This is a genomic window from Pseudoxanthomonas wuyuanensis, from assembly GCF_900215535.1.
GTDB classification, from domain to species: domain Bacteria; phylum Pseudomonadota; class Gammaproteobacteria; order Xanthomonadales; family Xanthomonadaceae; genus Pseudoxanthomonas_A; species Pseudoxanthomonas_A wuyuanensis.
This window is the reverse complement of record NZ_OCND01000008.1, coordinates 1-14,968: the sequence shown is the minus strand read 5'-3', so window position 1 is coordinate 14,968 and position 14,968 is coordinate 1. Positions and strand designations below refer to the sequence as shown.

Below are 14,968 nucleotides of genomic sequence, written 5' to 3'. Positions count from 1 at the left end.
TTCCGTTGTTACCACGCCTGATGGAGACCGTTTGCCGATGTCGCTGATTTCCGCTTCTGCTTCACGCGCTTCGACCAACAGGATGGTTTCCTTTGGTGCGCAGATGAGGTGGCGCTTGCGACCGGTTCTGCTTGTATTGTTGGGGTGTGCGGCGCCATTGGCGGGTGCGGCGGATGCGCCTTACCGCTGGCAGAACGTGGCCATCGGCGGCGGCGGTTTCGTCACCGGGCTGACCTATCACCCGGGCGAACGCGGGCTGGCTTATGCGCGCACCGATGTGGGCGGAGCCTATCGCTGGGACGATGCGGGCAAGCGCTGGGTGGCGCTGACCGACTGGATCGGCGTCGAGGACGTCAATCTGACCGGTATCGAGAGCTTGGCCATCGATCCATCCGATACTTCGCGCGTGTATCTGGCCGCCGGCACCTATACCAATCCCAAGGTCGGCAACGGCGCCATTCTGCGCTCGCAGGATCGCGGCGCCACATTCCAGCGCACCGATCTGCCGTTCAAGCTGGGCGGCAACGAGCTTTCGCGCGGCAATGGCGAACGGTTGGCGGTGGATCCCAATGATGGCCGCGTGCTGCTGTTCGGCACCCGCCGCGATGGTTTGTGGCGTAGCGAAGACCACGGCGCACGCTGGTCGAAAATGAAGAGTTTTCCCGCCATCGCGTCTTCGTCCGCGGCGGGCGTCCCGGGCTGGAACGGCGAGCAGCGGATCGGCATCGTCTTCGTCGAATTCGATCCGGTCAGCGGCCAGCCGGGTGCGCCGACGCCGCGCATCTATGCCGGCGTTTCCACGCAGGAAACCAGTCTCTACGTCTCCGAAGATGCCGGCCGCAGCTGGAAAGCGGTGGAGGGACAGCCGGTTGGGCTGCGCCCCAACCATATGGCTCGCGGCAGCGACGGTACCTACTACTTGAGCTATGCCGACTTGCCGGGTCCGGACAAGATGAGCGACGGCGCGGTGTGGAAGTTCGTTCCCACCACCGGCGCCTGGACCGACATCACGCCGGCGCCGCAATCCACCGACACCGAGGGCGATGGTTTCGGTTGGGGTGCGGTGACGGTGGATCCGCAGAATCCGCAGGTTCTGCTGGCCAGCACATTCACCCGTTACGGCCCACACGACGACATCTTCCGCAGCACCGATGGCGGCGCCAGCTGGCAGCCGCTGTTCGCACGTTCGTACTTCGACCACAGCATCTCGGCGTGGACGGCGGATCACACGCCGCACTGGATGGCCGATATCGAAATCGACCCGTTCAATTCCGATGAAGCGATGTTCGTCACCGGCTACGGCATCTGGGCCTCACGCAATCTGACCGCGTTCGATGACGGCACGTCGCGCGTGCAGTGGTGGTTCAAGAACACTTACCTGGAAGAAACCGTCCCGCTGGACTTGATCAGCCCGCCGGAAGGTGCGCATCTGCTCAGCGCAATCGGCGACATCGATGGTTTCCGCCATGACGACCTGGCCGTGCCGCCGCTGCAGTTTGCCGGGCCGCGGCTGACAAACGGCGAAAGCATCGCCTATGCCGGACAGGCGCCGGCGATCATCGTGCGCAGCGGCACAGTACGCCATCGCAACAATAACGAGGTGCGCGCAGCGTACTCGCTGGATGGCGGAAAGAACTGGAAGCTGTTCGCCAGCGAACCGCCGGAAGGCGAGGGCGCCGGCCACATCACCATCGCCGCCGACGGCAAGCGCGTGATCTGGCAGCCGAAGAACGCCGGCGCCTGGATCACCGCCGACTTCGGCGGGCGTTGGCAGAAGGTCAAAGGCGTGCCGGGCACCGCGGTAATCGAAGCCGATCGCGTCGACGAAGGCATCTATTACGGATTCGATGGCGCGACCGGCAAGCTGTACGTCAGCGGCAACGGCGGCGTCGAGTTCAAGGAGGTCCAGGGCGCGGTCGGCGAATTCGGCGACTGGTTCCGCCCCGAGCTCCATCCCGACCCGCAGCGCAGCGCCGTGGTCTATCTCACCGCGTCTTGGCGCGGCCTGCTGCGCTGGTCGGCAGGCAATCTGGAGCGGCTGCCAAGCGTCGAAAACGCCTTCTCGCTGGGATTGGGCAAACCCAGGCAGGGCAGCACGACGCCGACGCTGTATCTGTTCGGCCAGGTCGCGGGCAAGACCGGCCTGTTCCGTTCTGACGATGACGGCAACAGTTGGCAGTGCATCGATGACGATGCGCACCGCTTCGGCAAGATCTATAGCGTCACCGGGGACCCGCGGTTGTATGGCAGGGTGTACTTCGCCACCGGCGGCCGAGGAATTGTATATGGCGATCCGCGCTGAGCCATGAAGGAGCCAAATAACATCAGTACGCATTCTGTGGGCTTGAACTTCCCTGACGGGGCTGGCATGCGCTGCGTTCGCAAGTTCACCGCCATTCTTTTGATGTGCTCGCCGCTGTTGGCGCAGGCGCAGGGATACACGGCTCGACCGCAGGATGCCGCTACCACGTCCGCTCCGGTCGTGGAGGCGGCTACCGCGGTTCCGGCGCCGCTGACCAATGTGCCGGCACGCCAGCGGCGCAGCCTCAACGGTGCCTGGCAAGCCATGGTGGATGCCTACGGCTCGGGCATTGGCGAGTGGAAGGCGGCGTGGAAGGACAAGACCGCCACCGGCAAGCACGATTTCTACGAGTACGGTTTCGACGACAGCTTCACCCTGGACGTACCCGGCGACTTCAATACCCAGCGCCCGGAACTGACTTGGCTGGAAGGATCGGTGTGGTACCGCAAAGCGTTCGACTATGACCGAACCGTCGCGAGCAAGAATGGGCGGCGCCTGTTCGTCCATTTCGGCGGCGCCAACTATCAGGCCGATGTCTTCCTCAACGGCGAAAAGCTGGGCAGCCACGAAGGCGGCTTCACCCCGTTCCAGTTCGAACTGACCGACAAGGTGCGCGACGGCGAAAACCGCCTGATGGTGCATGTCAACAACGAGCGTCGCCGCGACGGCATTCCGGCGCAAGGCTTTGACTGGTTCAATTACGGCGGGTTGACCCGCGACGTGGATCTGGTGGAAACCCCGGCGACCTACATCCAGGACTACGCCATCCAGCTGGCGCCAGGCTCACTGAATCAGGTCGAAGGCTGGGTGAAGCTGGCCGGCACCGCGCCGCGGCAACCGGTGCGCGTGCGCATTGCCGAACTGGACGTGGATGTACGCGTGCAGGCCGGCGCCGATGGTGTGGCGAAGCTGCAGTTCCAGGCGCCTTTCGCGCTATGGTCGCCGACGAACCCCAGGCTGTACCGCGTTGCGGTATCCACGCCGCAGGATGCGGTGGAGGAAGACATCGGTTTCCGCAGCATTGCCGTGCGTGGCGACGAGATACTGCTCAACGGCGAGCCCATCTTCCTGCGCGGGGTCAATCTGCACGAAGAGATCGACAGCCGCCGCGCCCATTCGCAGGAAGACGCGCAGCGGCTGCTGGAACAGGCCAGGCAACTGGGCGCCAACTTCATCCGTCTGGCGCACTATCCCTACAGCGAACACCTGGTGCGCCTGGCCGACCGCATGGGGCTGCTGCTGTGGCAGGAAATTCCGGTCTACCAGGGCATCGACTTCGCCGATGCGGACATGCGCGGCAAGATGGAAGCGATGCTGGCCGAGATGATCGGCCGCGACCGCAACCGCGCGGCGGTTGCGCTGTGGGGCATCGCCAACGAAACCGCGCCCAGCCCCGAACGCAATGCCGCGCTTGCGGCGCTGGCGCAGTACAGCCGGCAGCTGGATGCGACCCGCCTGGTCAGCGCCGCCTTCTACGGGCCCGGTTTCCACGGCAATACGCTGGCCTTTGCCGATCCGCTGATCGCGTCGCTGGACGTGGTCGGCGTCAACGAATATTTCGGCTGGTACACGCCCTGGCCGGTCGAACCCGAGCAGGCGGAGTGGAAGCCGTTCGGAAAGCCGCTGCTGATCACCGAGTTCGGCGCCGAGGCGCGGCTGGGCAATCGTGGCGCCAGCGATGTGGCCAGTGCCTGGAACGAGGAATTCCAGGCGGAGTTCTACGACAAGCAGCTGCGCATGCTCAGGCGGATTCCGTTCCTGCGCGGCGTGGCGCCGTGGGTCATGTCGGATTTCCGCTCGCCGGTGCGCCTGCATCCTTTCCAGAACGGATATAACCGCAAGGGCCTGCTGTCCGAGCATGGCGAGCGCAAGCTGGCGTGGCAGGTGATCCGGAACTACTACCAGGAGATTGAACAATGAAGCCCTCCCTTGCCTGGCTGGGGGTGTTGCTGCTGCTGTCGCCATGCGCGCAGGCGCGGGTTGAGCTGCCACTGCTGTTTTCCGATGGCGCCGTAGTGCAGCGCGACCGGCCGTTGCCGGTGTGGGGCTGGGCCTCGCCGGGCGCGAAGGTTCAGGTCGATTTCGATGGCCGCAGCGCTACGGCGAAGGCGGCTGCCGATGGCAGCTGGCGCGTCGAACTGCCCGCGCATGCCGCCGGCGGTCCTTATGCGCTGCGCGTGCGCGGCGACGGCGAAACCGTCACCGTGCAGGACGTGCTGGTCGGCGATGTATGGCTGGCCTCGGGGCAGTCGAACATGGAATGGCCGCTGCGCGAGACCGACGGTGCCGAAGCGGAGATCGCCCGCGCCGACGATCCGCAGATACGGCATTTCAAGGTACCCCAGTCGTGGTCCGAAAAGCCGCAAGCGCGGCTGACCGGCGGCGCCTGGGCCTCGGCATCGCCGCAGGCGGTGGCCGACTTTTCGGCCGTGGCCTATTACTTCGCCCAGGAACTGCGCAAAACCACCGGCGTGCCTATCGGCATTATCGACAGCAGCTGGGGCGGCAGCTCGATCGAGGCCTGGATGGATCCGGACATGCTCGGCCTCGATGCGGCCGCATTGGCGGAGAAGATGCGCCAGAGGCAAGCGAAGCACGATGAGATAGCGGCCAAGACGCAGGCGCTGACAGCGCGTTGGCAAGCGCCGCCCGCACAGGACGCGGATTGGACGGTGGCCGGGCTGGACGAATCCGACTGGGCCGACATCCGCGTGCCGGCCTTGTGGGAAACGCAAGGCTATGCCGGGATGGACGGCGTCGCCTGGTACCGCGCCACGTTCGAACTGAGCGCCCGCGAGGCGAAAGGCGACCTCGAACTCGGCCTGGGCCAGATCGACGACGACGACATCGCCTGGGTCAATGGCCAGCGGATCGGCGGCATGGAGAGGAGCTGGAACGTGCCGCGCGTGTACAAGGTGCCGGCGGCGGTGCTGCGTCCGGGCCTGAACACCATCGCGGTGAAGGTGACCGACACCGGCGGCAACGGCGGCATCGGCGGCAGCGCCGCGCAGGTGTACCTGCAGCCGGCCGGCGGCCAGCGCCGGCCGCTCGCGGACACGTGGAAGTTCCGCACCGCCGGTATCCGCGTCGCATTGCAGGATGGCGTGAACCAGATCGATTCGCTGCTGTACAACCAGATGATCCGCCCGCTGCAGCCGTATCCGTTGCGCGGTTTCATCTGGTACCAGGGCGAGTCCAATGCCTATCCGGGCGGCGACCAACGGTACCGTGAGCTGTTCGCCGCGATGATCCGCGGCTGGCGCGCGGACTGGAATGCGCCGGAACTGCCGTTCCTGTGGGCGCAGTTGGCCAACTGGATTTCCGCCGGCGACACCGCCGACGCGCAGGGCAACGTGCAGAGCCCGTGGGCGGTGCTGCGCGAATCGCAGAGCGCAACGCTGGCGCTGCCGGCCACCGCGCAGGCGGTGATCATCGATGTCGGCGACGCCGACGACATCCATCCGCGCGACAAGCGCACCGTCGGCCACCGCCTGGCGCTGGCCGCCCGGCATCTGGCCTACGGCCAGAAGCTGGTGTACTCGGGGCCGGTCTACCGCGGCATGACGGTCCAGGACCACCGCGCCGTGCTGAGTTTCGAGCTGCAGGGCAGCACGCTGGCCGTGCGTGGCGGCGGCGATGAAGTGCACGGCTTCGAGATCGCCGGCGCCGACCGGGTGTTCCACCCGGCGCAGGCGCGTATCGTCGGCGCCACGGTGATGGTGCACAGCAGCCAGGTGCCGCAACCGGCCGCGGTGCGCTATGCCTGGCGCGACAATCCCACCGACGCCGATCTGAGCAACCGCGAAGGCCTGCCGGCTTCGCCGTTCCGTACAACCGAGTGGTGATTCCGATGACGAAACGATCGTACGCAGATGGTCCCGGGGCGTCGCCGCCGTCGCACGCGAAAGCCTCCCGTCTCGGGGCGGCAGTGCTTCTTCTGTCGGGGCTGCTTGCAGGTTGCGGCGGCAAGCCGTCTGCCCCTGCGGGCGCGGACGTCGATGCCGATGCCGGCAAGACCGCCGCCGCCGCGCCGGCGGCGGCGACTGCGGCCGCGACTGAAGCGCCGATTCCGAAAGTGGTGACCGAAAGCGGCCGCCACGCGCTGCTGGTGGATGGCCAACCGTTCCTGATCCTGGGCGCGCAGGTCAACAATTCCAGCAACTACCCGGCCGCGCTGGAAAACGTCTGGCCGGCGATCGACGTGGTCAAGCCGAATACGGTGATGGTGCCGGTTGCCTGGGAGCAGGTCGAGCCGACCGAAGGCCAGTTCGATTTCTCGTTCGTCGACACCCTGCTGGCGCAGGCACGCGAACGCGACGTGCGGCTGATCCTGCTGTGGTTCGCCACCTGGAAGAACAACGGGCCCAACTACGCGCCGGCCTGGGTGAAGCTGGACAACGCCCGTTTCCCGCGCGTGATCACCGCCGACGGGCGCACGCTGAACTCGCTGTCGCCGCACGCCCAGGCCACGCTGGATGCCGACCGCAAGGCCTTCGTCGAACTGATGAAGCACCTGAAGGCCGCCGACCCGCAGCGCACCGTGATCATGGTGCAGCCGCAGAACGAGCCGGGTACCTACGGCAGCGTGCGCGACTTCTCTCCGTTGGCGCAGCAGCTGTTCGAGGGCCCGGTGCCCGAAGTCCTGCTGAAGAAGTTTGGCAAGTCGCCAGGCACCTGGCGCGAAGCGTTCGGCGCCGATGCCGACGAGTTCTTCCATGCCTGGCATATCGCCCACTACATCGACCAGGTGGCCGAAGCCGGCAAGGCGGCCTACCCGCTGCCGATGTACATCAATGGCGCGCTGCGCGGACCGTTCAATCCGGGCCAGCCGGGGCAGTACGCCAGCGGCGGGCCGACCGACAACGTGCTGGATGTGTATGAAGCCGCGGCGCCGCATATCGACCTGTTCGCGCCGGATATCTACATGCCTGAGTACACGCACTACACCACGGTGCTGGAGCGCTATTCGCGGCCGGACAACCCGTTGTTCGTGGCCGAGACCGGCAACCGCGAGGAGTATTCGCGCTATTTCTTCTCCGCGCTGGGCCAGCAGGCGATCGGCTGGGCGCCGTTCGGCGTCGACTATTCGCGCTATTCCAACTGGCCGCTCGGAGCCAAGCACATGGACGAGGAGACGCTGGCATCGTTCGCGCTGAACTACGCCATCGTTCGCCCGGCGGCGCGCGTGATTGCCCAGGCCAGCTTCGAGGGCAAGGTGCGCGGCACCGCCGAGCAACCGGGCCAGCCGGTGCAGACGCTGAAGATCGATGACCGCTGGAACATGACGGTGACCTACGGCGTGCCGCAGTTCTGGTTCCAGGGCGAGCCACCCGGCAACCCGGAGCCCATCGGCCGTGCGCTGGTGGTGCAGCTGGGGCCGGACGAGTTCCTGGTTGCCGGCGCGCATGCGCGCATCAATCTCCATGCCGCGGATCCGGCCGTGGCCGGGCGCCAGATCTACGATTACGTGGACGAAGGCACGTACGTGGACGGCGAGTGGGTGTTCCAGCGCCGCTGGAACGGCGACCAGACCGACTACGGCCTCAACTTCTCCAGCGCGCCGCAACTGCTGAGAGTGAAGCTGGCAACGTACTGATCCTGATGGCGGAGCGCGCTCCGCCGATGCAGACCGGGGCCGGCCAAGCCGGTCCCGCCAAACGAATCGAGTGGTTACGAAGGGAGTAGCAGCATGCGTTATCTAATCGGGTTGACCCTGCCGCTGGTGGCGTTGCTGGCCGGCTGCGGCGGCGACAAGGCCGGGCAGGCCTATGAAAAGACCGACAACGGCGTCATCGTGCGTCCGTCGCAGGAAGGGGCCGCTCCGGTGCGCCTGCAAGTGGTGGATGCCGGCATCATCCGGGTCAGCGCCGACCCCGATGGCGACTTCCAGCGCAGTCCCAGCCTGATGCGGGTCGGCGACGGCAAGTCGGATGCGGCATTCGAAGTCGACAGCGCCGACGGCACGCTGCGCCTGACCACCGCGGAAGTGACCGCAGAGGTGTCGCTGCAAAGCGGCCGGGTCAGCTTCCTGGACAAGCAGGGCAAGCCGATGCTGTCGGAAGTCGAAGGCGGCCGCAGCTTCGAGCCGCTGGAAGTGGGGGGCAACTCCTACCTCAGCGTCCGCCAGCGCTTCGAATCGCCCGATGACGAGGCCATCTACGGTTTCGGCCAGCACCAGCAGGGCTGGATGAACCAGAAGGGCCGCGATGTCGAGCTGCTGCAACACAATATCGACATGGCGGTGCCGTTCCTGGTCTCCAGCCGCAACTATGGGTTGCTGTGGGACAACAACTCCATCACCCGGATGGGCGACCCGCGCGGCCTGCAGCCGGTATCGAACCGCCTGAAGCTGTACGACGCCGGCGGTGAGGAAGGTGCGCTGACCGCGCGTTACCTGGTCGACGGCGTGCAGAAGGTCGAGCGCCGCGAAACCGAAGTCAACTACCAGTACATCAAGGATCTGGCGAACTTTCCGGCCGAAGGCAAGGGCACGGAGAGCCAGAAGATGCAGGTGGTGTGGGAAGGCGAAATCGAGGCGCAGAGCGCCGGCCGCCACACTTTCTCGCTGTACGCCAGCGAGTACGCCAAACTGTGGGTCGACGGCGAACTGACCATCGACCGCTGGCGGCAGAACTGGAATCCCTGGCACCACGAGTTCGCGCTGGAGATGCAGCCGGGCCAGCGCCGCAAGGTCAGGATCCAGTGGGATCTGATCGACCCCAGCTACATCGCGCTGCTGCACCGGGACCCGCTGCCGGCCGATGAAGCCAGGGATCTGTCGCTGTGGTCCGAAGCCGGGCAGATGGTGGACTACTACTTCGTCGCCGGCGATTCGTCCGATCAGGTCATTGCCGGCTACCGCCAGCTGACCGGCAAGTCGGTGCTGCTGCCCAAGTGGGCCTACGGCTTCTGGCAGAGCCGCGAACGCTACAAATCGCAGGACGAACTGGTCGGCGCGCTGGCCGAGTACCGCAAGCGCAAGCTGCCCATCGACAACATCGTGCTGGACTGGTCGTACTGGCCGGTGGACGCCTGGGGTTCGCACGATTTCGACAAGACGCACTTCCCGGATCCGGACGGCATGGTCAAGCAGGTGCACGACATGCACGCGCAGATCATGATTTCGGTGTGGCCCAAGTTCTATCCCACCACCGACAACTACAAGGAACTGGACGCCGCCGGCTTCATGTACAAGCGCAACATCGAAGTGGGCGAGAAGGACTGGATTGGCGAAGGCTATCTGAGCTCGTTCTACGATCCGTACTCGGAGAAGGCGCAGGCCATCTTCTGGCGCCAGATGAACGAAAAGCTCAACAGCAAGGGGTTCGATGCCTGGTGGCTGGACGCCGACGAGCCGGATCTGCATTCCAACATCGACGTCGGCGAGCGCAAGGCGCGCACCACACCGACCGCCATCGGGTCTTCCACCGAGTTCTTCAATTCCTACCCGCTGCCGCATACCCATGGCGTCTACCAGGGCGACCGTGCCGCCGAACCGGACAAGCGCGTGTTCATCCTGTCGCGCAAGGGCTATGCCGGCACCCAGCGCAACGCCACCGCGGTGTGGAGCGGCGACGTGGTGTCGCGCTGGGACGATCTGCGCGACCAGATCTCCGCTGGCGTGAACATCTCGATGTCGGGCCTGCCCAACTGGACCTTCGACATCGGCGGCTTTGCGGTGGAGAAGCGCTACGAGAACCAGGAGCCTGCGCACCTGGCCGAATGGCGCGAACTGAACCTGCGCTGGTTCCAGTTCGGCGCCTTCGCGCCGATCTTCCGCTCGCACGGCCAGTTCCCGTACCGCGAAATCTGGAACATCGCCCCGGAAGGCACCCCGGTCTACGACAGCCTGGCCTACTACAACCGGCTGCGCTACACGCTGCTGCCGTACATCTACACGCTGGCGGGCGATACCTACCACCGCGACGGCAGCATGATGCGCGGAATGGCGATGGATTTCCCGGGCGATGCCAAGGTCCGCGACATCAACGATCAGTACCTGTTCGGGCCGGCCTTCCTGGTCGCGCCGGTGACCGAGTTCAAGGCCACCAGCCGCCAGGTCTATCTGCCTGCGGGCACGTCGTGGATCGATTTCAACAGCGGTCAGCGTTATGACGGCGGCCAGACCATCACTGCGGCCGCACCACTGACGCGCATGCCGTTGTTCGTGCGTGCCGGCGCCATCGTGCCGACCGGACCGGTGCAGCAGTACGTGGACGAAAAGGCGGACGCACCGCTGACCGTGGTGGTCTACACCGGTGCCGACGGCCAGTTCTCGCTGTACGAGGATGACGGCAAGGGCTATGGCTACGAGAAGGGCGAGTTCAGCCGCATCCCGCTGGCGTGGAACGAACAGACCGGTGAGCTGAGCATCGGCGCGCGCGAAGGTGCGTTCCCGGGCATGCAGGCGCAACGGGAAATCCGCGTGCGCTGGGTCAGCGGTCCGCGCGCCGACGCCGGTGCGCTGGAACCGGCCACCGATGCCACCGTGCAGTACGACGGCACGGCGCTGACGGTCCGCCGCCCGGCCGGCCAGTAAGCGCACGCATGAGCATCGACACGACGCGACGGGCGTTGTTGAAGGCGGTGAGCGCGGGACTCGCGCTTGCCGGCCTGGCGCCGCGGGCGTTCGCAACCGCGGCGGCGCAGCCGGTATCCGGCGGCGCCGCCAGCGCCGATGCGCTCAAGCTCTGGTACCGGCGGCCGGCCACGCGCTGGGTGGAAGCCCTGCCGTTGGGCAACGGCCGGCTGGGGGCGATGGTCTGGGGCGGTATCGAACACGAACGCCTGCAGCTCAACGAAGACACGCTGTATGCCGGCGGTCCGTACGACCCGACGTCGCCGGACGCGTTGGAAGCATTGCCGGAAGTGCGCCGGCTGATCTTCGCCGGCAAGTATGCCGAAGCCGAAGCGCTGGCCAATGCCAAGATGATGGCGCGCCCGATGAAGCAGATGCCTTATCAGCCGCTGGCCGATCTGGTGCTGGACATCCGCGACGTTCCGGATACCTCCGAGTACCGCCGCGAACTCGATCTGGACACCGCGATAGCGCGCACGCAGTTCCACACCTGGAAGACGCTGCACACCCGCGAGGCGTTTGTTTCGCCGGTGGACCAATGCGTGGTGATGCGGTTGTCGACCGACCGGCCGGGCGCCATCGACCTGCGGGTGGCGCTGGACAGCGATCAGCAGTCGGAAGTGGTTGCCGGAGAAGACGGCCTGCTGCTGCGCGGCCGCAACGGATCGCGCCATGGCATCGAAGGCAAGCTGACCTTCGCGACGCGGGTCCGGGCGATTCCGCGTGGCGGTTCGATGCGCGTGCGCGGCGAACGCATCGAGATTGAAGGCGCGGATGAGGTGCTGCTGCTGGCGACCGCCGCCACCAGCTACCGCCGTTACGACGATATCGGGGGCGATCCGGAAGCGATTTCGCAGCGGCAGTTGGAAGCGGCGCAGAAGCGCGGCTTCGAAGCCTTGCGCGCAGCGCATGTGGCCGAGCACCAGCGCCTGTTCCGCCGGGTTGCCATCGATCTGGGCCACGGCGACGGCGGACGGTTGCCGACCGACGAGCGTGTAGAGAACTTCGCCAACGGCGATGACCCGGCTTTGGCGGCGCTGTACCACCAGTTCGGGCGCTATCTGCTGATTTCCAGTTCGCGGCCCGGTACCCAGCCGGCCAATCTGCAGGGCATCTGGAACGACCTGATGTCGCCGCCGTGGGAAAGCAAGTACACGGTCAACATCAACACCGAGATGAACTACTGGCCCAGCGAATCCAACGCGCTGCCCGAGTGCGTGGAACCGCTGGAACGCATGCTGTTCGAACTGGCCGAAGCCGGTGCGCGTACCGCCCGGACCATGTACGGTGCGCCCGGCTGGGTGATGCACCACAATACCGATCTGTGGCGGCAGACCAGTCCCATCGATGGCGCGCAGTGGGGCCTGTGGCCGATGGGCGGCGCCTGGCTGTTGCAGGCGCTGTGGGACCGCTGGGACTACGGCCGCGACCCGGCCTATCTGCGCAGGATCTATCCGCTGTTCAAGGGCGCGGCCGAATTCTTCGCCGCCACCCTGGTGCGCGATCCGGCCACCGGCGAGATGGTCACCAATCCGTCGATGTCACCGGAGAACGAGCACCCGCACGGCGCCGCGGTCTGCGCCGGCCCGGCGATGGATTCGCAGCTGCTGCGCGATCTGTTCGCCCAGTGCATCCAGGCCGCCGGTTTGCTGGGCGTGGATGCGGACTTCGCGCAGCAACTGCAGCAGCTGCGCGAACGATTGCCGCGCGACCGTATCGGCGGCGCCGGCCAGCTGCAGGAATGGCGCGAAGACTGGGACATGCAGGCGCCGGAAATCAACCACCGCCATGTGTCGCATCTGTATGCGCTGCATCCCAGTACCCAGATCAACGTGCGCGATACGCCGGAGCTGGCGGCGGCGGCCAGGCGGTCGCTGGAAATCCGCGGCGACGACGCCACCGGTTGGGGCATCGGCTGGCGCCTGAACCTGTGGGCGCGATTGCGCGACGGCGAGCGCGCGCTGAAGATCCTGCGCATGCTGCTGAGTCCGCAGCGGACCTATCCCAACCTGTTCGACGCGCATCCGCCGTTCCAGATCGATGGCAACTTCGGTGGCACCGCAGGCATCACCGAGATGCTGCTGCAAAGCTGGGGCGGCTCGATCTTCCTGTTGCCGGCGCTGCCGGCCGAATGGCGTGCGGGTTCGGCAAGCGGACTGAAGGTGCGCAATGCCGCCACGGTGGATCTGAGCTGGAAGGACGGCCAGTTGCACACCATGCTGCTGCGCAGCGAACGCGGCGGGCGCTATGACGTAGTGTATGGCGGACAGAATCTGGATATCGAACTGCGCGCGGGCCAATCGGCCGCGTTGCGTCTACGCAATGGCAAGCTGGTGAAAGCATGAACAAGCGTCGTACCCCGGACAGCGCCGGGCAGGCCCGGTGCGGCCGGGCTTCCGCATGAGTCTGGTCGCCGGCCTCGATGCGGGTACCCAGAGCATCAAGCTGGTCGTCTACGACCCCGAACGCCGGCAGGTGGTGGCGGCCACCAGCGCGCCGCTGGAACTCGCCAGCAGCGAAGACGGCAGCCGCGAACAGCTGGCTTCGTGGTGGATCGACGGCGTGCGCGCCTGCTTCGCGCAACTGGATGCGGCCACGCGCGCCGGAATCGCCGCCTTGTCGGTATCGGGACAGCAGCACGGCTTCGTGCCTTTGGACCGCAACGGTGCGGTGCTGGCGCCGGCCAAGCTGTGGTGCGATACCAGCAGCCAGCGCGAATGCGACGAGATCATGGAAGCCGTGGGCGGTGCGCAGCGCTGCATCGGGTTGGCCGGCAATCCCATCCTGGCCGGCTATACCGCTTCCAAACTGCCGTGGACGCGCAAGCACCGGCCGGACGCCTATGCGCGGCTGGCGACCATCCTGCTGCCGCATGACTACCTCAACTTCTGGCTGACCGGCGAACGCTTCACCGAGTACGGCGATGCTTCCGGTACCGGTTGGCTGGACGTGCGCACGCGGCGCTGGTCGCCGGAACTGCTGGCCGCGATCGACCCGCAGCGCGATCTTTCCGAATGCCTGCCGCCGCTGGTGGAATTGGGCACCACGTTTGCCGTGCTGCCCGGCGTGGCGGATACGCTGGGTCTCCCGCAGGGCGTGCGCGTGGCGGTGGGCGGCGGCGACAACATGATGGCGGCCATCGGCACCGGCAGTGTGGTGGCCGGACGGTTGTCGATGAGCCTGGGCACCTCCGGTACGCTGTTCGCCTATGCCGACCGGCCGGTCGTCGACGCTGACGGCGCCTGGGCGGCGTTCTGTTCTTCCTCCGGCGGCTGGCTGCCGCTGATTTGCACGATGAACTGCACCGTGGCTACCGAAAACGTGGCACGCCTGTTCGGTTTGCAGACGCGCGATGGCGACGCACTGATCGATGCCACCCAGCCGGGCGCGGGCGGGTTGACCCTGCTGCCGTTCTTCAACGGCGAGCGCACCCCCGACCTGCCCAACGCCCGCGCCGCGCTGATGGGCATGGATCTGCTGAACCTCACCCCGGCCAATGCCTACCGCGCGGCGATGGAGGGCGCTACCTACAGCCTGAAATACGGCTACGACGCTTTCGTGCGCGCGGGCATGGCCTTCGAGCGCATCGTGCTGACCGGCGGCGGCAGCAAGAGCGCCGCGTGGCGGCAGATGGTGGCCGATGTGTTCGGCTTGCCGGTGGACGTACCGGAGCAGGCCGAAGGCGCCGCGTTCGGCGCGGCGCTGCAGGCGCTATGGTCGCTGCGCCATGAACGCGGCGACGCGGTATCGTTGGCGGCGCTGGCGACGGAGCATGTGGCACTGGAACCCGCGTTGTCGGCCCAGCCCGATACGGTGCGTACGGCCGCCTATGACGAAGGCTACCGGCGCTTTCTCAGTCACCTGGATGCGGTCCGTCGGTGGTACGAAAAGCCGGGACTGGGGGCGGGGGACCCGGGACTGGGAAGCGCATAGGCCAGCAGCCTTCCACCCCTCACTCCTCATTTTTCACTCCTCATTTCTCACTCCTCATTTCTCATTTCTCATTCCCCACTCCCCAGTAGACCAGCCATGACCAGCACTCCCTACATCGGTACCCGCGAATACTTCCCCGGCATCGGCCGCATTCC

Annotated in this window: 7 protein-coding genes; all 7 read left to right on the top strand. The window is 66.3% G+C overall.

From position 1 onward, the window contains the following. Positions 1-82 precede the first annotated feature (82 nt). A complete protein-coding gene (locus CRO39_RS15285) occupies positions 83-2,302 on the top strand; it encodes a WD40/YVTN/BNR-like repeat-containing protein (protein ID WP_425479711.1) in 2,220 nt (739 codons plus the stop codon). Positions 2,303-2,368: 66 nt separating this feature from the next. Next, positions 2,369-4,222, top strand: coding sequence for a glycoside hydrolase family 2 protein (locus CRO39_RS15280; protein ID WP_202926279.1), 1,854 nt, complete (start codon positions 2,369-2,371; stop codon positions 4,220-4,222). After that, the gene (locus CRO39_RS15275; protein ID WP_097122832.1) at positions 4,219-6,147 is read left to right on the top strand and encodes a sialate O-acetylesterase; all 1,929 of its coding nucleotides are present in this window, start codon (positions 4,219-4,221) and stop codon (positions 6,145-6,147) included. Before CRO39_RS15280 ends, CRO39_RS15275 begins: the two co-directional genes overlap by 4 nt. A 5-nt stretch (positions 6,148-6,152) precedes the next feature. After that, complete coding sequence (locus tag CRO39_RS15270; RefSeq protein ID WP_141400825.1) at positions 6,153-7,898, top strand: DUF5597 domain-containing protein; 1,746 nt, start codon at positions 6,153-6,155, stop codon at positions 7,896-7,898. Between the two features lie 93 nt (positions 7,899-7,991). Then, complete coding sequence (locus tag CRO39_RS15265) at positions 7,992-10,841, top strand: TIM-barrel domain-containing protein (protein ID WP_097122830.1); 2,850 nt, start codon at positions 7,992-7,994, stop codon at positions 10,839-10,841. Between the two features lie 8 nt (positions 10,842-10,849). Next, positions 10,850-13,225: a glycoside hydrolase family 95 protein gene (locus tag CRO39_RS15260; RefSeq protein ID WP_097122829.1), complete on the top strand. Its 2,376-nt coding sequence runs from the start codon at positions 10,850-10,852 to the stop codon at positions 13,223-13,225. 55 nt (positions 13,226-13,280) lie between these two features. Continuing rightward, on the top strand, positions 13,281-14,813 hold the full coding sequence (gene xylB / locus CRO39_RS15255; RefSeq protein ID WP_097122828.1) for a xylulokinase: 1,533 nt from the start codon (positions 13,281-13,283) through the stop codon (positions 14,811-14,813). Positions 14,814-14,968: the final 155 nt, after the last annotated feature.